Origin of the sequence: Aestuariirhabdus sp. LZHN29, assembly GCF_049985285.1 — a bacterium.
Classification (GTDB): Bacteria; Pseudomonadota; Gammaproteobacteria; order Pseudomonadales; family Aestuariirhabdaceae; genus Aestuariirhabdus.
On the sequence record NZ_JBNIEU010000001.1, the window covers coordinates 107,276 to 126,654 of the forward strand.

Below are 19,379 nucleotides of genomic sequence, written 5' to 3' on the forward strand. Positions count from 1 at the left end.
TGACTGCAGCAAATCTGTTGAACTCAAGACCGAACCCTCGAGGACCCTGCGCCATGCCCGCCCCGATCGTTATCACCAGCGGCGAACCTGCAGGCATCGGCCCCGAGCTGTGCGTGCAGATCGCCCAGCAGCCGTTACAGGCCGCCCTGGCCGTGATTGGCGACCCCGAGCTTTTGCTACAGCGAGCCAAACAGCTGCAACTGCCCCTTAAGCTGAAACTGCTCGAGACCACCAGTTCAGATTGCGGTGCGCAGCTGCCGCCACACCAGGCGGGAACCCTGCACGTTGTCCCCACCCCGCTCGCCCACCCTGCCCGCGCAGGACAGCTCGACAAGGCAAACGCGGCCTATGTCCTGCGGACCCTGGATATGGCGATCGAAGGCTGCCGCGACGGCCAGTTCTCGGCCATGGTCACAGCACCGGTTCACAAAGGCATCATCAACGATGCCGGGATCCCTTTTAGTGGTCACACCGAATACCTGGCCGAAAAAACCTCCACCCCGATGGTAGTAATGATGCTCGCTACCGAAGGCTTGCGGGTTGCCCTAGCCACCACCCATCTCCCCCTGCAGGAGGTCGCCAGCCAGATCACGCCCGCCCGACTGGAGTCGGTGATTCGAATCCTGAAGCGGGATCTACAGCATAAATTTGGCATTGATCAGCCCCGAATCCTGGTGTGTGGTCTGAATCCCCATGCCGGCGAGGGGGGCCACCTCGGGCGCGAGGAGATCGAGGTCATCGAGCCCCTATTGGGCAAACTGCGCGCCGAGTCGATGCAACTTATCGGCCCATTGCCGGCAGATACCCTGTTTACTCCCCACCACCTCGACCACGCCGACGCTGTCCTCGCGATGTACCACGATCAGGGGTTGCCGGTGCTCAAGTATCGGGGGTTTGGCCAGGCAGTGAATATTACCCTGGGTTTACCTATAATCCGCACATCGGTGGATCATGGCACCGCTCTCGACCTGGCCGGTAGTGGCAAGGCCGATACCGGAAGCCTGCTGACCGCCATTCGCTACGCACAACAGATGAGCGCCGCCCGCGGTAGCTGATTCACTGAGAGACTGCATGTCCCATAAATCGCCGTTTGAGCACCGTGCTCGTAAACGTTTCGGCCAAAACTTCCTCCATGATGCCGGTGTCATTAACCGCATCATTCGCGCAATCGCGCCCAAAGCCAGTGATCACATGGTCGAGATTGGTCCCGGACAAGGTGCCCTGACCCGCGACCTGGTGGAATCCGGCGCACACCTCGACGTCGTCGAGCTCGACAAGGATTTGGTACCCCTGCTACTCGCCCAGTTCTCCCTGAAGGACAATTTTGCCCTGCATCAGGGAGATGCATTGCGCTTCGATTTTCGTGGCTTGCAACAGCAGGAGGAGAAACTGCGCATCATCGGCAACCTGCCCTACAACATCTCCACCCCACTGATGTTTCACCTGCTGAGCTATCACGATCTGATCGAGGACATGCACTTTATGCTGCAAAAAGAGGTGGTGGACCGTCTCGCAGCAGGTCCCGGCGACAACCACTACGGCCGCCTCGGCATCATGGTCCAGTACTACTGCAAGGTGGACTTCCTGTTCCCGGTGGGGTCAGGCGCATTTAACCCGGCCCCCAAGGTGGAGTCGGCTATTGTGCGACTGCGCCCCCACGCCGAGCTACCGCACCCGGCAAAAGATATAAAGCAACTGCAACTGGTGGTGCGCACCGCCTTTACCCAGCGCCGCAAAACCCTCAGGAACGCCCTCAGAACCCTGATTGATGCCACCAGCATTGAAGCACTGGGTATCGATGCGTCCGCGCGCCCCGAACGTATCTCCCTGGCCGAGTTTGTCGCCATCAGTGACCATATTCATGCCCAGGGCAGCGACCCAACGGAGGCCTAGCCCGACGTCATGGCCACCTACGCGATCGGAGATATTCAGGGCTGCTTTGAACAGCTGGAGGACCTGCTTGCACTGGTCGAATTTAACCCCAAGCGCGATACCCTCTGGATTGCAGGCGATCTGGTCAACCGAGGCCCTCAATCCCTCGAAACACTGCGCTACCTGCAGGGACTGGGTGACCGCTGCATCGCAGTACTGGGGAATCACGACCTGCATCTGCTGGCGGTGTCCGAGGAGGTCATGCGCGCTCGCCGCCAGGACACCCTGACCCCGATTCTGGAAGCGCCGGACCGCGACAAACTGCTGCACTGGTTACGCGAGCGCCCCTTGATCCACCACTGTCCGAAGCTGGGCTACACCATGGTGCATGCGGGTATCCCCCCCTCCTGGACCCTCAAGGCTGCCCTCAATCGTGCCGCCGAGGTGGAGAAGGTGCTGCGCACTGGCGATTATCGTACCCTGCTAAAAAACATGTACGGAGACGAGCCCGCCTGCTGGCACAAAAACCTCACAGGCTGGCGGCGCCTGCGCGTCATCATCAACTACCTGACCCGGATGCGCTTCTGCCTTGCCGACGGCACCCTCGACCTGGACCAGAAAAGCGGCCCGAATGACCCGCCCAAGGGGTTCCTGCCCTGGTATAGCCACCCCGACCGCAAATGTGGCGATCAACGCATCCTCTTTGGACACTGGGCGGCGCTCGAAGGCAACGCGGACCATCCCAATGTCTTTGCCCTCGATACCGGTTGCGTCTGGGGCGGCCAGCTCACGGCTATGGAGCTGGAGACCGGCGAGTTAACGACGCTGTACTGCCCGCTCCCTGAGTTTCGTTAACCCACCCCCCATGCGCGACAACACCCCCTCCCCAAAATAGATCGCCAGCGCAAAAACGATCATCGCCGCCCCCACCAGCGTGGTGGGCACCAACACCTCATCGTTAAGCAGGTAGCCCTGTAAGATCGCCAGGCAGGGGGTCATCATCGGGATCAGGGATACCTGACTGGCCGTCAGGTTGCGCAGGATATAGAAATAAAACACGAAGCCAATCACCGAACCAAACACCGCCAGGTAGGCGATCGACAGCACAGAGCGCATCCCCGGCATCACTGGCTGGGCAGGGCTCAGCAGGCTCCAGAACAGTATAAATACCGGGATTGAGATCAACAGGGTACCCGTAGTCTGCTGCTGGGGGTCGACAGCAGCGTCCACCCGTTTGACCCAGACCGCACTAACACAAAACAGCACCACCGCGGCCAGATTCACCAGTAACGCCGGTAGCTGGGCACCCCCCAACTTCATATCGCCGGAAAACACCACCACCAACCCCGCCAGTGCGAGTAGCAAGCTCAATAAGCGTACGGGCGTAAAGGCACGCTCCCCTAACACCAGAGTCGCGATCACACCGGTAATCAGGGGCGAGAGGCCAAACAGCACCGACATCACCCCCGAGGGCAGCGTTTGCGCGGACCAGTACACCAGCAGCATGCACCCCCAAATACCCAGACTGGCGGCAAAGTAGCTACGCAACGCGGCCCCGCGCCAACACAATGCACCCCCACGCAGCTTGAGCAGAATCCAGGAGAGCAGCGCAGCCAACGCCATGCGTGCGAAGACCGCATCCACAAAAAAAACACTCTCTACACTCCACTTGATGCCTAACGGGGTGGTCGACCAAATGAGCACCACCGCGATGTACGCCATGACCACTTTCACTGCTGACTCTCCCTGAACTGCCCGCTCATCACACTGCCCTCGCCCATCGCGCCGGCCAGCGACTCATTCTGCGGCAACAAAAAAGGCCGCAGGTTAATCGCTGCGGCCTTTTTTGTTGCAAACTGGGAATGAATAATCAGCAGTTTTGCGCCGCATGCCGCCAGCGGCTCCAGACAAAAATTGCCAGTAGCACAGGTGGGTACGCATGATTGCAACGGTGCTGTGTATTCATAGGAGCCAGTGTGCAGGGTAGCCACTGCAGGGTCAATCCCCGCAAACGCTTTTCCTATTGCCATCAAGCAAGCACCGGTTACACTCCTTCCCATAGCCTTTATAACGAGTCTTCCATGCACCTATCGCCACCCGCCCAGGGGACCCCCCCACCATGAAAATCTATCTGGTAGGCGGCGCCGTGCGCGATGCCATGCTCGGCAGAGCGGTCAAGGATCGTGACTGGGTTGTAGTCGGCGCCAACACCCAACAGATGCAAGCCCAGGGGTTTAAACCGGTGGGTCGCGACTTTCCGGTGTTTCTGCACCCACAGACCCGCGAGGAGTACGCCCTGGCCCGCACCGAACGTAAAAGCGGTCACGGTTATGGCGGCTTCGAGTTCCATGCCACCGAAGCGGTCACCCTGGAAGAGGACCTGCTGCGCCGGGACCTGACCATAAATGCCATGGCACGGGATGAATCGGGCCAGCTGATCGACCCCTACAACGGCGCCCGGGATCTTGAAAGCCGCTGCCTGCGCCATGTTTCCGACGCCTTTAGCGAGGACCCATTGCGAGTGCTTCGTGTTGCCCGCTTCGCCGCCCGCTACTATCACCTGGGGTTTCATATCGCCGAGGAGACGCTTGTCCTGATGCGCTCCATGGCCGCATCAGGGGAGCTGGCACACCTGGTACCGGAACGGGTGTGGCAGGAGACCCTGTCCGCGCTGGCGGAGACAGACGCCGACCACTTTTTCTCTACCCTTGCCGACTGCAATGCCCTGGCCGCCGTATTGCCCGAGATCGACAGCGCCATCGAGCGCCTGCAGCAGTTCCCTTTGCGGGCCCTGCGCCATTACCAGCAACACTGCTCATCACCCCTGCAGCGCTTCGCGCTTGTTTCATTGCAGACCCTGTGCGCCGGGGAAACAGAGTGCGAAACCCTAAGGCACCTGGCCGAACGCCTGCGCCTACCCCAGTCATATCGAGAGCTGGCGCTACTGCTCAACCAGTACCTGCCGGCACTGCAACACCCGGCAGAGGATGGTGCCCGGCTCTGGTCGTTGCTGGAACGCCTCGATGGCCTGCGCCGCCCGGAGCGCCTGCTACAGCTCCTCGAGTGCGCCACCATGGTTTCCCAACTGCAACAGCGCAGCTCCCTCTCGCCTGAGGTGATGGCGCTGCTGAGGCAGGCGCGCTCCATCGATACCTCCAGCCTGATTCAACAAGGGGTTCAGGGGCCCGCGCTGGGGGAGGCGTTGCGAGCCCTGCGCATCGACCTGACACAGCGCTGGATAGAGCATCAATTAGCCGGAGAACCCAATAATGGATGAGACGGTCATTATCACCGGTGCCGGTACTCGCGTTGGATTGCACTGCGCGCTGCGCTTGCATCAGCGCGGCTACACTGTACTTGCCCACTACCACAGCGAGCGCGAGGAGCTGGGGCAACTACGCCAACTCGGCATCCCCTGCCTACAGGGAGACCTGACCTGCGCTGAGGGCATCGAGGGGCTTGCCCTCGAACTCGACGCTCGTTGCCATTCGGTGCGCGCCCTGATCCACAACGCCTCGGCATTCGAGCCCACCCCCGAGGATCCGGCCCAGGCTAGCGCCCTGTTCGAACGCTTTTACCAGATCCACATGCTCGCCCCCTACCGGCTCAACCAGGCCCTGAGCGGGGCACTGCAACGCAGCACCGCCCTGCACAGCGATATTATCCATATCACCGATATTTTCGCCGATAACCCGAATCCTGAGTTTGACATCTACTGCGCCAGCAAGGCGGGTCTGGCCAACCTCAGCCTGTCGTTCGCCAAGCGACTGGCCCCCAAAGTCAAGGTCAACGCCATCGCGCCGGGGCCCATTCTGTTCAAGCCCTGGCATAGCCAAACGCTCAAAGAGAGCATCGTCGAGCGCACATTACTCAAAAGTGAGGGCGGTGAAGAGGCGATCTACCTGGCACTGCAAGCCCTACTGGATAACCCGTACACGACCGGTAGCACCATCAAGGTCGATGGTGGCCGCTCCATCGCCAACCTCTGAGCCATCCATAAGGCGCAGCACACAGGGCTTCAACGTCAGGCGCTGCGCAGGTTTTCCCTGCAGGTGGGCCACCAGTTCGAGCAGGATCTCCTGATAGTAGCTTTCCCTTACCTGTGCCGTATCAAACCGCTGACCAGGTACCCGCTGCAGTAGCGTATCAAGGTCGGCCGGGCGGTCGATGAGTTTACGCTGGGGGTGGCGACGGTCCCGCCCCAGTCGCTCCTCCAGGGTGTTGGTCCAACTTTTGAGCCGCTCGGGGGTCCAGTCCGTCTCCAGGTAGAGCATCAGATTGACGAAATGGTTCGGGGTTTGTACTCCATCCGGCGCGGTGTGTACCGCACTGCTGAGGCTGCAGCGTCCAAAACACTCCAGCACCGCAGCCACCACCTGCTCACAGTTATAACGGGGCGACAGGTTACTGCCTACCCCGATCAGGTAGCCTCTACATTCAGACAAAAGCGTCGCGCCCGCGCTCGCACTCGATCACCGCCATCGCCGGGGCGATCGCCTTGGGTTTGCGAATACGCACCCCTACCTTTGATGCAGGGTAGTGATCCAGCAACAGCTGAAGAACCCCCCCAGCCAAAGCCTCCAGTAGCTGGTAGCGGCTGGCCTCGCAAAAACCACGAATCTGTTCGGCGATGGCGGCGTAGTTGAGTGCATCATCCAACGCGTCGGAGGCAAAGGCGGGGGTAAAATCGGTCTCCAACCACAGGTCCAGTACCAAGGGTTGAGTTTGCTGTTGCTCCCACTCATAGACGCCGATCACGGCGTCTACCGCCAAGCCTTCGATCGACACCCTATCCATCGCTGCTGCCTCCAGCATTCGCCACGATCAATGGCTTGAGTTGCTCCATCGGCCAGCGGGGTTGAGGCTTTGCCCCCAGCGCTTCACGCTCCCCAGCCTGCAGGCGCTGACACCCCGCGTAAGCGATCATGGCACCGTTATCGGTACAGAACTCCGGGCGCGCATAAAAAAGCTCTCCCCCCAGTTTGTGGGCCATGGCCCCGAGCCCTTCGCGCAAGCGCTGGTTCGCACTGACACCACCGGCGATCACCAAACGTTTCAAACCGGTTTGTTGCAGCGCTCGTCGGCATTTGATCACCAGCGTCTCCACTACCGCCTCCTCGAAGGCTCGACAGATATCGGCTTTGGTCTGCTGATCACAGACACCATCGTGGCTATGCCGGGCCACCGTATTGAGGGTAAACGTCTTGAGACCACTAAAACTGAAATCGAGCCCGGGGCGGTCGGTCATGGGCCGCGGAAAGCGAAAACGCCCCGCCGCTCCCTGCTGGGCCATCGCCGCTATACGGGGCCCACCGGGGTAATCCAGCTCCATCATTTTGGCGGCTTTATCGAACGCCTCACCGGCCGCGTCATCCAGGGACTCGCCGAGTAGGCGATAGTCACCGATGCCATCGACCTCCACCAGTTGAGTGTGACCACCGGAAACCAGCAGCGCTACGAAGGGGAATTGTGGCGGCTTTTCTTCCAGCATCGGTGCCAACAGATGCCCTTCCATGTGATGGACCCCCAGCGCGGGTACGCCCCAGGTATAGGCCAGCGCCTGGGCGGTACAACTCCCCACCATCAGCGCACCGATCAGCCCCGGGCCTGCGGTATAAGCGATCCCATCGATGGCACTGCTATCGAGACCGGCGCTCGACAGTACGCTCTGAATCAGCGGTAATACCCGCTGCACATGATCCCTGGAAGCCAGCTCGGGAACCACCCCGCCATATTCTGCGTGCATCTGGACCTGGCTAAAGAGGGCGTCAGCCAGCAGCCCATGTTCGCTATCGTAGAGGGCTATTCCCGTCTCGTCGCAGGATGTTTCGATCCCCAATACCTTCATTAAACTCTCTCTCTGTTGCCAGCCTGGAGGCACTGCCGCGAATCATACTGCCATGGACGCTCGATTGCATCCGCCTGCCCTCACTTGCTTGCAGCTCTTTTTTACTCGGGTGCTTTGCATTTAATGACTAAAGGCAGTAAGATTCGCTGCCCTGATATGGGGATTGGTGGAATTACCACCAGTTTCTTGAGTTTACTAAACCACATTTAATGGAAGGTGATTACCTAATGCCTGCGGTAAAAGTTAAAGAAAACGAGCCTTTTGACATTGCCCTGCGTCGATTCAAGCGTTCTTGCGAGAAAGCCGGGCTTCTGGCTGAAGTTCGTAGCCGTGAGCACTACGAGAAGCCCACTACCGTGCGTAAGCGCGCCGCAGCTGCGGCTGTAAAGCGTCACGCCAAGAAAGTTTCTCGCGAATCAAAGCGCCACGTACGCCTGTACTAGTCGTAACTAGAGTCTCAAACCCGTGAGCGATAGCACCAAACAACGCCTTACCGAGGCGATGAAAAGCGCCATGCGTGCCAAAGATAAGGCGCGTCTGGGCGTAGTGCGTATGGCACTTGCCGACTTCAAGCGCATCGAAGTAGATGAGCGCATTGAAGTCGACGAGACCCGCTCACTGGCTATTCTCGACAAAATGGTCAAGCAGCGTCGTGACGCTTGCACCCAGTACCAGGATGCCGGGCGAGACGACCTTGCAGAACAGGAAGCTTACGAAGTCACTGTTCTGCAAGAGTTCCTTCCTGCCCCACTAAGCACCGAAGAGCTCCAATCCCTGATCAATAATGCCATTAGCACCAGCGGTGCCGCGTCAATGCAGGATATGGGCAAAGTGATGGGCGCACTCAAAGCAAAAGTGCAGGGCCGCGCCGACATGGGCGATGTCAGCAAGATGATCAAAGCCTCCCTCGCCTAAGCTCACGCTTTCCAGCTCCACACTACTCCACAATACCGTGATACACTTCCCCCCTGTTTTATGCGGGTAGTGCACCATCCATGGCCGGTCTGATTCCTCAATCCTTTATCGACGATCTGCTCGCGCGGACCGATATTGTCGACGTTGTCGGTTCACGGCTAAAACTGCGTAAGTCTGGCAAAAACCACTCCGCACTCTGCCCTTTTCACCAGGAAAAATCCCCCTCGTTCAGCGTCAATGCCGACAAGCAGTTCTTCTACTGCTTTGGCTGCGGTGCGGCCGGCAATGCGATCGGTTTTATCATGGAGTTCGATCGCCTGGATTTCCCCCAGGCCGTGGAAGATCTCGCCAACAAGCTGGGGATCGAGGTCCCCCATGAGACCAATAACCAGCAGAACCAGGAACAGAAACAGCGATTCGCCAGCATCTTTGAGCTACTGGAAAATGCCAGCGAACATTTCCAACGGCAACTGCGCGAACACGAGCAACGCCAACGGGCAGTGGATTACCTTAAACAGCGCAAGCTCTCCGGCGCCATCGCACGCCAGTTTGGAATCGGCTACGCCCCCCCGGGCTGGGATAACCTGCTAAAAGCCCTGCAAAGTGCCGAACAGGGCGAAGCCGAGCTACTCGAGGTAGGCCTGCTGGTCGAGAACGAGGACAAAGGCACCCGCTACGACCGCTTCCGCGATCGTATCATTTTCCCTATTCGTGACACCCGAGGTCGCACCATCGCCTTCGGGGGGCGGGTTTTAGGGGACGATAAACCCAAATATCTCAACTCACCCGAGACCCCTGTTTTCCACAAAGGGCAGGAACTCTACGGCCTCTATGAGGCGCGTCAGGCCAACCGTCAACTACAACAACTGATGGTGGTTGAGGGCTATATGGATGTGGTGGCCCTGGCCCAGCACGGCATCAACAACGCCGTAGCCACCCTGGGAACCGCGACTACCCCTGACCATATCCAACGTCTGTTCAAAGTGGTGCCCGAGATCATATTCTGCTTCGACGGCGACGCCGCAGGGCGAAAGGCGGCATGGCGGGCACTGGAGTCCGCCTTGGCGCTAATGAGTGATGGCCGCCAATGCCGCTTTCTGTTCCTGCCCGAAGGCGACGACCCGGACACCCTGGTGCAACGGGAGGGTGCCGAGGGCATGCGGGGCCGCATTCAGGCAGACGCACTGCCACTGGACCGTTTTCTTTTCGACCACCTGGGGGGCGACCTCGACCTGGACAGCCCGGCGGGCAGCGCCCAACTCACCAAATTGGCCATACCACTGCTACAACAGCTTCCAGCTGGCACTTTCCGCAGCCTGATGCAGCGCCGACTCGCCAACCTGACCGGCCTCGAAGCCCAGGAGTTGCGCGAACGTATCGATGAAATCCCGCCTGCCGCCACACCCGATCAACGCACCACCGACAACCGACAACCGTTGGCGGGAGGGCAACCCAGCTACACGCGCGCGCCCTTCAATAACCAGCCCCGGCAACGCCACGAAGTCACCCTGGGAATCCTCAAGCCGACCCAGCAGGCGCTGTTTTTGCTGCTTCGCTACCCACACATTGTGCACAAAACCCCGGACATCCCCTTTATTAGCAGCAGTCAGGAACCCGGCACCCAAACCCTGCTGCGAGTGATCAACGAGCTAAAAAAGAACACCGTTCCGGCACTTGGCGCCCTGCTGGGAACATTTTACGGAACCGATACCCTCGAGGAGGCCCTGGCACCTGCGCGGCGCAATCCTGAGCTACCCACCGATGACCCCGCGACACTCTACAGGGAGATCCTCAGCCGCATCGAGCAACAGGGGCAACAAACCCAAAACCACCACCGCATGAGCAAGCTGGTTAGCGACAACCAGGGCGCGCTTACCAGCGACGAAAAACAGATCCTGAAAGAGTTGATCAAGGCCAAACGAGAGAGCCTGAACTAGCCTGCCTCCCGGCCAGCGATAAAAACTTCAGCCCAGCGGTTGCAAAGCAACCAATGCCCCCCCATATAGTGAGACAACTCCCAAGTTTGCCCGGCGAGGTACTGGTACAAATTGCCAGTTCTACGCTATAATTGCTCGCTTACCGTTTTATCAGGTAACCCCGCTTTCCGTTGTTAATAGGGTCGATATGTCCGCAAGCGCACAACAGCAGTCTCGTTTGAAAGATCTCATTTCACGCGGCCGAGAACAAGGCTATCTCACTTACGCAGAAGTTAACGATCATCTTCCCGAAGATATCTCCGATCCCGATCAAGTGGAAGATATTATCCGCATGATCAACGACATGGGGATCAAGGTGTACGAGGCTGCACCCGATGCAGACGACCTCCTGCTGACCGGATCGGAAACCGACGAAGTCGCCGCCGAAGAAGCTGCTGCCGCACTGGCTGCGGTCGAGCAGGAAAGCGGACGCACCACCGACCCGGTACGCATGTATATGCGCGAGATGGGCACCGTCGAGCTGCTAACACGGGAAGGCGAAATTGTTATCGCCAAGCGTATCGAAGAGGGTACCCGCGAAGTGATGGCTGCGCTGGCCTACTTCCCCGGCTCCGTGCAATCCATTATCAACGACTACGACCGTATTATCGAGGATGAGGGCCGTATCGCGGAGCTGATCAGCGGCTATCTCGATGCCGATGACGTCATTCCTCCTCCCGCAAAAATCCCCTCTGCTGACGATGCCGACAGCGATGACGACGATGATGAAGAGGTCAATAACGGTCCCGACCCCGAAGAGACCCGCGAGCGTTTCGATGAGCTGCGCAAGCTGTTGAAGAAAGCCAACACCGCGACCGAAAAACACGGTCGCGACAGCAAGCAGGGAGAAAAAGCCCTGCAACTGCTGGCCGAGCGCTTTATGCCCATCAAGCTCACCCCTCGCTACTTTGACCACCTGGTGTTCAAGGTACGCAGTTCGCTGGATATCATTCGTCGCAACGAGCGCGACATCATGCAGCTTTGCGTACGCTCTGCTCGCTTGCCACGCAAGAATTTTCTGGCCGAATTCCCAGGCAACGAAACCAACCTTGAGTGGCTCGACGGCGTAACAAACAAATTCAGCGCCCACGCCGAGGGCCTGGAGCAAAATCGCCAGGACATCCTCCGTAGCCAACGCCGCCTTTGCGCCATCGAGGAGCAGATCTCCCTCAGCATTGCCGAAATCAAAGAGATTAACCGCCGCATGTCCATTGGCGAGGCTCGTGCCCGCCGCGCCAAGAAAGAGATGGTCGAGGCCAACCTGCGCCTGGTTATCTCCATCGCCAAGAAGTACACCAATCGCGGACTGCAGTTCCTTGACCTGATTCAGGAAGGAAACATAGGCCTGATGAAGGCCGTTGATAAGTTCGAGTACCGCCGCGGCTACAAGTTTTCGACCTACGCTACCTGGTGGATTCGACAGGCGATTACCCGCTCTATCGCCGATCAGGCGCGTACCATTCGTATCCCGGTTCACATGATCGAAACCATCAACAAACTGAACCGCATCTCTCGCCAAATGCTGCAGGAGATGGGCCGCGAGCCTACCCCGGAAGAGCTGGGTGAGCGCATGGAGATGCCCGAAGACAAGATCCGTAAAGTACTAAAAATCGCCAAGGAGCCGATCTCGATGGAAACACCGATCGGGGACGATGAAGACTCACATCTGGGCGATTTCATTGAGGATGTCACCATCCATTCGCCTGTTGATTCAGCGACAGGCGAAGGCCTGCGCGAAGCGACCAAGGATGTACTGGCAGGACTTACCGCACGAGAAGCCAAAGTGTTGCGCATGCGATTCGGTATCAATATGAACACCGACCATACCCTGGAAGAGGTCGGCAAACAGTTCGATGTTACCCGCGAGCGTATTCGACAGATCGAGGCCAAGGCCCTGCGCAAGCTTCGCCATCCAACTCGCTCCGATCACCTGCGCAGCTTCCTCGACGAGTAATAAGTACGAGGGTAGAAAGTACACCGCAGAATAAAAAAGGCGCCCTCGGGTGCCTTTTTTATTCTGCGTCCCGGGCTGCCAATAACTCCCGCGCCTCGGATACCGGCTCACCTTCGCCATCAACCCAGTGAATCACCTGACCCTGGCGCTCCATGCGCCGAAACCAGGTATCCTGACGCTTGGCATACTGGTGAATCGCCGCATTCAGCTTTTGAAACAGATCATTTCGACTCTTGATTTCACCCTGTAAAAAGTCGGCAATATAACGGTACTCCAAGCCATAGTACTGCAAGCGAAACCAGGGGATACCGCTGGCATGAAGGCGCTCCACCTCCTCGATCATCCCCTCATCAAAACGCGCCCGCAGACGCTCGGTAATTCGCCGACGCAATACCGGGCGCGGCCATCGAATCCCCAACAAAAACGGAGTCACCGGGGGTAACACCGGCAGATCTTGCGCCAAGCGCACTTCGCCCTCCGCCACCTCGATCGCGCGCAGCAAGCGCTTTCTGTCCAGGGTATCGGTGGTGTTGTGCAGCGGTTTCAAGCGCTTGAGACGCCGTTCGAGCTGCGTCATCTCCAACCCCGCCAACTCCGCACGCAGCACTGGGTTTTCAGGTACATGGATCAATCGATACCCTTTAATGATCGCCTCAAGATAGAGGCCGCTGCCGCCCACCATCACCGGTAAACAGTGTTTGGATTGTAACTGTTCGAAGACCGCAAAAAAGTCCTGCTGGAAGCGATAGACGTTGTATTCCTCGCCCGCATCAACGATATCAATCAGGTGATAGGGGACCTCCCCATATTCGGCCAGGTCCTTACCGCTACCAATATCCATACCCCGGTAAACCTGCCGCGAATCCGCAGAGATCACCTCACCACCCAGGTCACGGGCCAGCTCGATACCCAGCCGGGTTTTCCCCGATGCCGTAGGCCCCAGCACCACCAATAGATTATGTTTTCCCGTCGACATCACGACTCCTGTTTACCACCCCGGCATTATCGCACAGGCCAGCCTCCACCAAACACTCCGCACCTTGCTCCCGCCGAATAATCCTCCTATGCTGCGAGCTCACACTTCATCACCACAGATCAAAGCGGATATCTTATGCAAATCGAGGCGAATAATCAGATAAACGAAGCTGTCATTGTCGCAGCCACCCGCACCGCCGTAGGCGCATTCGGCGGCGGACTCTCCACTGTGCCTGCGAGTGATCTTGGCGCTCGGGTGATCTCCTCCCTGATCCAACAAAGTGGCATTGATGCCGCTGAGCTGGACGAGATTATCATGGGCCAGGTGCTCACCGCCGGTTGCGGGCAAAATACGGCCCGCCAAGCGCTGATCGCCGCTGGCGTTCCCGCCTCGGTACCGGCTCTTACCATCAACAAGGTCTGTGGTTCGGGCCTGAAAGCCTTGCATCTTGCAACCCAGGCCATTCGCCTCGGTGATGCCGACATGATCATTGCCGGCGGACAGGAAAATATGAGCCTGGCACCCCATGTACTACCCAACAGCCGCAACGGTCAACGCATGGGGAACTGGTCAATGGTAGATACCATGGTCAGTGACGGACTCTGGGATGCGTTTAACGATTACCACATGGGAATCACTGCCGAAAATATCGCGCAGCAGTACGGCTTTACCCGCGCCCAGCAAGACGCTTTCGCCGCCCACTCCCAACAAAAAGCCGCAGCAGCCTGCGCCAACAACCGCTTCGCAGACGAGATCACCCCCGTCGCCGTACCTCAACGAAAAGGTGACCCCATTATTGTTGACCGGGACGAACAACCCCGCCCGGAAACCACCATAGAGTCACTTTCCCGCCTGCGTCCTGCATTCAAAAAAGAGGGCACCGTGACCGCGGGCAACGCCTCCACACTTAATGATGGTGCTGCCGCGGTGTTACTCTGCAGCAAGGCCAAAGCCGCGCAACTGGGACTCACGCCGCTGGCGACGATAAAGGCTTACGCCAACGCCGGCGTTGCCCCGGACATCATGGGAACCGGGCCTATCCCCGCCACCCGTCGCTGCCTGAAAAAGGCGGGCTGGAGCATCGACGACCTTGATCTTATCGAGGCAAACGAAGCCTTCGCCGCTCAGGCCCTGTCGGTTAACGCCGAACTGGGGTGGGACAGCGAACGTATCAACGTGAATGGCGGCGCCATCGCGCTGGGTCACCCGATCGGCGCATCGGGTTGCCGCATACTGGTCACCCTGCTCCACGAGATGATGCGCAGAGATGCTAAAAAAGGCTTGGCTACACTCTGCATCGGGGGCGGACAGGGCGTCGCCCTTGCCATCGAACGCGAGTAGCCCTCACCAGCGATTGGAAGGCACCTCGGAGACAGGGGAGTGCTATTTCGACCCGGCCTGCGCCTTACCATGGGATCTATTTACGTCCTGTGGGATCGCTTACGCCACCCTTGGCTCACGCGATCTACTTACGTCCTCCCGGGACCGCTTACGCCATCCTTGGCTCACGCGATCTACTTACGTCCTCCCGGGACCGCTTACGCCATCCTTGGCTCACGCGATCTACTTACGTCCTCCGGGATCGCTTACGCCATCCTTGGCTCACGCGATCTACTTACGTCCTCCGGGATCGCTTACGCCATCCTTGGCTCACGCGATCTACTTACGTCCTGTAAGCAAAAAAAAAGAGAGCCGAGGCTCTCTTTTTTCGTGGCAACCGAAGGATTAATCCTCCTGGTCAGCCTCGGCGGCAGCAACATCCTTGATGCTCAGTTTGATGCGACCGCGGTTATCCACGTCCAACACCAACACCTTCACCTCTTCACCCTCTTTCAGGTAGTCGGTCACTTTCTCAACCCGCTCTTCAGAGATCTGTGAAATGTGAACCAAACCATCCTTGCCGGGCAGGATATTAACAAACGCACCGAAGTCGACAATACGCTCGACCTTACCGGTGTAGATCTTGCCAACTTCAGCTTCGGCGGTGATGCTCATCACCATATCCACTGCTGCCTGGCTGGCGGCCTTGTCTTCTGCGTAGATCTTCACCATACCGTCGTCTGTGATATCAACGGACGCACCCGTCGCTTCACAGATAGAACGGATAGTCGCGCCACCTTTACCAATAACGTCACGGATCTTATCAGGATCGATTTTCAGGGCGGTCATGGCAGGAGCGTTGTCGGACAGCTCCGGACGCGATTCAGCCAGTACCTTGTTCATCTCACCAAGGATATGCATACGCGCTTCGTTGGCCTGGGCCAACGCGAGCTCCATGATCTCTTCGGTAATACCCTGGATTTTAATATCCATCTGCAGTGCGGTGATACCTTCGTCAGTACCCGCTACCTTGAAGTCCATGTCGCCAAGGTGATCTTCATCCCCGAGGATGTCGGTCAAAACGGCGAATTTTTCACCCTCTTTCACCAGACCCATAGCGATACCGGCAACCGGCGCCTTCAGCGGTACACCGGCATCCATCAGCGCGAGGCTGGCACCACAGACAGAAGCCATGGAGCTGGAACCGTTTGATTCGGTGATTTCAGACACCACACGAATGCTGTAGGGAAACTCCTCTTCGGTTGGCAGCATCGCCTGGATACCACGACGAGCCAGGCGACCGTGTCCAATCTCACGACGCCCGGGGCTACCGACACGACCGCACTCGCCTACGGAGTAGGGAGGGAAGTTGTAGTGCAGCATAAAGGGATCACGCTTATCGCCTTCGAGTGAATCGACACGCATTGCATCACGTGCGGTACCCAAGGTAGCGGTAACGATCGCCTGGGTTTCACCACGAGTGAACAGCGCAGAACCGTGCGTCCTTGGCAGGATGCCGGTTTCAACATTGATGCCACGAACGGTCTTGGTGTCACGACCATCGATACGGGGCTCACCGTTAACCACGTTCTGGCGAACAGTGGTTTTCTCCAGCGAAGCGAATGCTTGCTTCACGTCGTCGGAGGAGTATTGACCTTCGGCGTCGCCAGCAAGCTGTGCAACAACCGCGTCACGTACCAGACCCAACTCCGCGTAGCGCTCAAGCTTGTTGGTGATTTTGTAGGCGGCACTGACCTTGTCGCCGGCTGCCAAACTAACAGCATCGCGCAACGATTCATTTTGCGCTTCTGGCTGCCAATCCCAACGCGGCTTGCCCGCTTCAGCGGCCAACTCGGTGATGGCGTCGATGACGCACTGTGATTGCTTGTGGGCAAACAAAACCGCACCCAGCATCTCGTCTTCGGTCAACTCATCAGCTTCAGATTCAACCATCAGTACCGCATCACGGGTACCGGCAACAATCATGTCCAGCAAAGAGTCTTCGAGCTGGGCAAAACTTGGGTTGAGCATGTAACCGTCTTCTTCGGTAAAGCCAACACGGGCCACACCGATGGGGCCGTCAAATGGAATACCGGAGATGGCCAGTGCAGCGGAGGTACCGATCATGGCAGCGATATCTGGATCCTGTACCTTATCGGTGGACATCACAGTACAGGTTACCTGTACTTCGTTCATGAAGCCCTTGGGGAACAGGGGGCGGATCGGACGATCGATTACACGGGATGTCAGCGTTTCACGCTCGGAGGGACGACCTTCACGCTTGAAGAAACTACCGGGGATTTTACCCGCAGCATAGGTCTTCTCCTGATAGTGAACAGAGAGGGGGAACCATCCCCGACTCGGGTCTGCGGTCTTGGAGCCAACCACTGTAGTCAGCACGGACAAGCCGCCCATAGTTACCATTACAGCGCCTGTTGCCTGGCGCGCGATACGACCTGTTTCCAGGGTTACGGTTTGATCACCGAATTGAAATGTCTTAGTTACCGGGTTCACGGTTGTTTCCTTCTTTCACTTACTGTGTGTCAAAAATATCTGATTTTGTCTGTTTACCACTTTCTCTTTACTGCTTTGCCGCAAGGCGGCTCGCCTGCGCACCCCATGCTGACCACATCATCTACTCTTTCAAGTGGCCCAACTGTCGGGGAGTCCTGCACAAACAAAACACCGCTAGAGATTCCGAAAGAATCAATAGCGGTGCTTGAAAAACGCAATACCCACCAAAAGGTGGGTATTTAGCCGAAAAGTCATTCAGGCTTAGCGACGCAGACCGAGGCTGCTAATCAACGCCTTGTAACGATCAACGTTCTTGCCCTTGAGGTAGTCCAGCAACTTACGACGCTGGTTTACCATACGGATCAAGCCACGACGTGAGTGGTGATCCTTGTGGTGACCCTTGAAGTGACCCTGCAGGCTCTCGATGTTAACGGTCAGCAGAGCGACCTGTACTTCGGGAGAACCGGTATCGCCTTCGGCTTGTTGATACTGTTTAACGACTTCTGCTTTCTTTTCAGCACTTAATGCCATGGTATTTCTCCATCTAAATATGCATGGGACAGCCTTGGACTGCCATATATTCAGGTATAACCGTGCATATTTACAGTCACCCTGATTGTGCCGCAACCCCTTCCGGGGCCAGCGGATGCGCGATTATAACAGAGATATCTGGCTAGCGTACAATTAATCGCCGGGGCGCAATACGGCCGTCATGGTCCACTTCGCCGATCCCCAAAAATACGCGCTCACCCCCATCTGCCTGCTGGTAAATACGCACCCAGCCAGAAGCGGGGGACTTGGGCACCATCACCGCCTGGCCCTGACCGATATAGTAGGCACTCGTCTCTCCGACGATCACTTGCGGCCAATCGATCACGGCCGTGTCCGGGGGAATAAGCAGGGCATCAAGGGCATCAAACCCGCCCTCATCGAGAATTGCCTCCAGCGCTGCAATACTATAACTCTGGGACTCCTCGAAGGGACCGGCACGATAACGACGTAGCGCCTTGACGTAAGCACCACAGCCGAGCTCATCACCAAGATCCTGCACCAGGGAGCGAATATAGGTGCCCTTGCTGCACAACACCTTAAGCTGCGCTTCGCCATCGCTAAAACCGTTACACAACAGCTCATAGATCACCACCGAACGCGCCTTGCGTTCGATTTCGATCCCCTCACGGGCGAGCTTGTAAAGCGGCTTTCCGTCCACCTTAAGCGCCGAATACATCGGCGGCACCTGCTGTTGCGGACCACGAAACTGCTGCATCACCTGTTCCAGCCGGGCATCATCAAACGCGGGCCGGGCGACCTCGGTTAACTGACCCTCGGCATCGCCGGTGTCACTGCGCGCACCAAAACGCGCGGTAGTGATATAGCCCTTATCGGAATCGAGGAGGTACTGGGAGAACTTGGTCGCCTCACCGAGACAGATGGGCAGCACACCGGTTGCCAGGGGATCAAGACTGCCGGTATGACCCGCCTTGGCAGCGCCATAGAGACGCTTTACCCGCTGCAACACGCCGTTAGAGGTTTCACCCTGATGCTTATCCACCAGTACGATCCCACTAATATTGCGCCCTCGATGACGTCGCCCCACCCGCAACTACTCCGGTGTATCGGAATCGTCACGGGGATGCTGACTGTCTTCGGTCATCGCCCGGTCGATCAGGGAGGAAAGATGACGCCCACGGGACAGGCTCTCATCGTAGTGAAAACTGAGCTGGGGGGTGATGCGCAATTTCACCGCACGCGCCAACCTGGAGCGCAAGAATCCGGCCGCACTGTTGAGCACTTTTAGCTGCTCCTCAATAGCGTCCTGACTCTCCTCCCCCATAAAGGTCACGTGCACCCGCGCATAGGCCAGGTCACGGCTGACGTCAACGCCACTCACCGTGACCATACCCAGGCGGGGGTCCTTGATCTCCTGCTGTATAGCGCGTGCCAACTCCTTCTGGAGCTGGTCCGCAACACGCTGGGTACGACTGTAGTCTTTTGGCATTATCG

At 58.0% G+C, this 19,379-nt stretch carries 20 protein-coding genes; 10 read left to right on the forward strand and 10 right to left on the reverse strand.

The features are described 5' to 3' along the window. Positions 1–53: 53 nt before the first annotated feature. Genes pdxA through ACP3PW_RS00545 form a run of 3 tightly spaced genes read left to right on the forward strand, consistent with a single transcriptional unit; the run spans position 54 to position 2,727 of the window. Positions 54–1,055, forward strand: coding sequence for a 4-hydroxythreonine-4-phosphate dehydrogenase PdxA (pdxA, locus tag ACP3PW_RS00535; protein WP_426414703.1), 1,002 nt, complete (start codon positions 54–56; stop codon positions 1,053–1,055). Between the two features lie 16 nt (positions 1,056–1,071). Then, entirely contained in the window at positions 1,072–1,893 is an 822-nt protein-coding gene (rsmA, locus tag ACP3PW_RS00540; protein ID WP_426414704.1) for a 16S rRNA (adenine(1518)-N(6)/adenine(1519)-N(6))-dimethyltransferase RsmA, read from the forward strand. A 9-nt stretch (positions 1,894–1,902) separates the two neighbouring features. Next, complete coding sequence (locus ACP3PW_RS00545) at positions 1,903–2,727, forward strand: symmetrical bis(5'-nucleosyl)-tetraphosphatase (protein WP_426414705.1); 825 nt, start codon at positions 1,903–1,905, stop codon at positions 2,725–2,727. Here ACP3PW_RS00545 and ACP3PW_RS00550 read toward each other — a convergent pair. Together ACP3PW_RS00550 and ACP3PW_RS00555 are read right to left on the reverse strand one after the other, a co-directional pair. Next, the gene (locus ACP3PW_RS00550) at positions 2,689–3,606 is read right to left on the reverse strand and encodes a DMT family transporter (protein WP_426414706.1); all 918 of its coding nucleotides are present in this window, start codon (positions 3,604–3,606) and stop codon (positions 2,689–2,691) included. The genes ACP3PW_RS00545 and ACP3PW_RS00550 overlap by 39 nt on opposite strands. Next, the gene (locus ACP3PW_RS00555) at positions 3,603–3,902 is read right to left on the reverse strand and encodes a hypothetical protein (RefSeq protein WP_426414707.1); all 300 of its coding nucleotides are present in this window, start codon (positions 3,900–3,902) and stop codon (positions 3,603–3,605) included. The genes ACP3PW_RS00550 and ACP3PW_RS00555 overlap by 4 nt, the downstream gene beginning before the upstream one ends. Before the next feature lie 89 nt (positions 3,903–3,991). Here ACP3PW_RS00555 and ACP3PW_RS00560 point away from each other — a divergent pair, with 89 nt between their 5' ends. Further along, on the forward strand, positions 3,992–5,149 hold the full coding sequence (locus ACP3PW_RS00560) for a polynucleotide adenylyltransferase (RefSeq protein ID WP_426414708.1): 1,158 nt from the start codon (positions 3,992–3,994) through the stop codon (positions 5,147–5,149). Beyond that, positions 5,142–5,861: an SDR family oxidoreductase gene (locus ACP3PW_RS00565; protein ID WP_426414709.1), complete on the forward strand. Its 720-nt coding sequence runs from the start codon at positions 5,142–5,144 to the stop codon at positions 5,859–5,861. Before ACP3PW_RS00560 ends, ACP3PW_RS00565 begins: the two co-directional genes overlap by 8 nt. Here ACP3PW_RS00565 and ACP3PW_RS00570 read toward each other — a convergent pair. From ACP3PW_RS00570 to tsaD, 3 genes are read right to left on the reverse strand one after another with little or no spacing between them, the layout of a single operon-like run. Beyond that, complete coding sequence (locus ACP3PW_RS00570; protein WP_426414710.1) at positions 5,790–6,317, reverse strand: 2-amino-4-hydroxy-6-hydroxymethyldihydropteridine diphosphokinase; 528 nt, start codon at positions 6,315–6,317, stop codon at positions 5,790–5,792. The genes ACP3PW_RS00565 and ACP3PW_RS00570 overlap by 72 nt on opposite strands. Next, positions 6,310–6,669, reverse strand: a complete 360-nt coding sequence (gene folB, locus ACP3PW_RS00575; RefSeq protein ID WP_426414711.1) for a dihydroneopterin aldolase — start codon at positions 6,667–6,669, stop codon at positions 6,310–6,312. The genes ACP3PW_RS00570 and folB overlap by 8 nt, the downstream gene beginning before the upstream one ends. After that, positions 6,662–7,720 carry a tRNA (adenosine(37)-N6)-threonylcarbamoyltransferase complex transferase subunit TsaD gene (gene tsaD, locus ACP3PW_RS00580; RefSeq protein ID WP_426414712.1) on the reverse strand — a complete coding sequence of 353 codons (1,059 nt, stop codon included), beginning with the start codon at positions 7,718–7,720 and terminating at the stop codon, positions 6,662–6,664. The genes folB and tsaD overlap by 8 nt, the downstream gene beginning before the upstream one ends. A 227-nt stretch (positions 7,721–7,947) precedes the next feature. Between tsaD and rpsU the strand changes: the two genes are divergently transcribed. The 4 genes from rpsU (at position 7,948) to rpoD (ending at position 12,565) form a co-directional block, all read left to right on the forward strand. Beyond that, a complete protein-coding gene (rpsU, locus tag ACP3PW_RS00585) occupies positions 7,948–8,163 on the forward strand; it encodes a 30S ribosomal protein S21 (RefSeq protein WP_426414713.1) in 216 nt (71 codons plus the stop codon). Between the two features lie 22 nt (positions 8,164–8,185). Next, entirely contained in the window at positions 8,186–8,635 is a 450-nt protein-coding gene (locus ACP3PW_RS00590) for a GatB/YqeY domain-containing protein (protein WP_426414714.1), read from the forward strand. 80 nt (positions 8,636–8,715) lie between these two features. Continuing rightward, complete coding sequence (gene dnaG / locus ACP3PW_RS00595) at positions 8,716–10,572, forward strand: DNA primase (protein ID WP_426414715.1); 1,857 nt, start codon at positions 8,716–8,718, stop codon at positions 10,570–10,572. Positions 10,573–10,759: 187 nt separating this feature from the next. Next, the gene (gene rpoD / locus ACP3PW_RS00600; protein ID WP_426414716.1) at positions 10,760–12,565 is read left to right on the forward strand and encodes an RNA polymerase sigma factor RpoD; all 1,806 of its coding nucleotides are present in this window, start codon (positions 10,760–10,762) and stop codon (positions 12,563–12,565) included. A 58-nt stretch (positions 12,566–12,623) separates the two neighbouring features. Here the strand turns inward: rpoD and miaA are convergent, their stop codons facing one another. After that, a complete protein-coding gene (miaA, locus tag ACP3PW_RS00605; protein ID WP_426414717.1) occupies positions 12,624–13,541 on the reverse strand; it encodes a tRNA (adenosine(37)-N6)-dimethylallyltransferase MiaA in 918 nt (305 codons plus the stop codon). Positions 13,542–13,700: 159 nt separating this feature from the next. On the opposite strand from miaA, the gene ACP3PW_RS00610 reads away from it, so the two are divergent. Further along, positions 13,701–14,882 (forward strand): acetyl-CoA C-acetyltransferase, encoded by a 1,182-nt coding sequence (locus ACP3PW_RS00610; protein WP_426415893.1) that lies wholly within the window; start codon positions 13,701–13,703, stop codon positions 14,880–14,882. Positions 14,883–15,266: 384 nt separating this feature from the next. Here ACP3PW_RS00610 and pnp read toward each other — a convergent pair whose 3' ends face one another. The 4 genes from pnp to rbfA all read right to left on the reverse strand — a co-directional run bounded on the left by pnp (position 15,267) and on the right by rbfA (position 19,374). Beyond that, on the reverse strand, positions 15,267–17,375 hold the full coding sequence (pnp, locus tag ACP3PW_RS00615; protein ID WP_426414718.1) for a polyribonucleotide nucleotidyltransferase: 2,109 nt from the start codon (positions 17,373–17,375) through the stop codon (positions 15,267–15,269). A 261-nt stretch (positions 17,376–17,636) separates the two neighbouring features. Then, positions 17,637–17,906 carry a 30S ribosomal protein S15 gene (rpsO, locus tag ACP3PW_RS00620; RefSeq protein ID WP_426414719.1) on the reverse strand — a complete coding sequence of 90 codons (270 nt, stop codon included), beginning with the start codon at positions 17,904–17,906 and terminating at the stop codon, positions 17,637–17,639. Positions 17,907–18,048: 142 nt separating this feature from the next. Then, positions 18,049–18,972, reverse strand: coding sequence for a tRNA pseudouridine(55) synthase TruB (gene truB, locus ACP3PW_RS00625; RefSeq protein WP_426414720.1), 924 nt, complete (start codon positions 18,970–18,972; stop codon positions 18,049–18,051). Positions 18,973–18,978: 6 nt separating this feature from the next. Next, positions 18,979–19,374 (reverse strand): 30S ribosome-binding factor RbfA, encoded by a 396-nt coding sequence (gene rbfA, locus ACP3PW_RS00630; protein ID WP_426414721.1) that lies wholly within the window; start codon positions 19,372–19,374, stop codon positions 18,979–18,981. Positions 19,375–19,379: the final 5 nt, after the last annotated feature.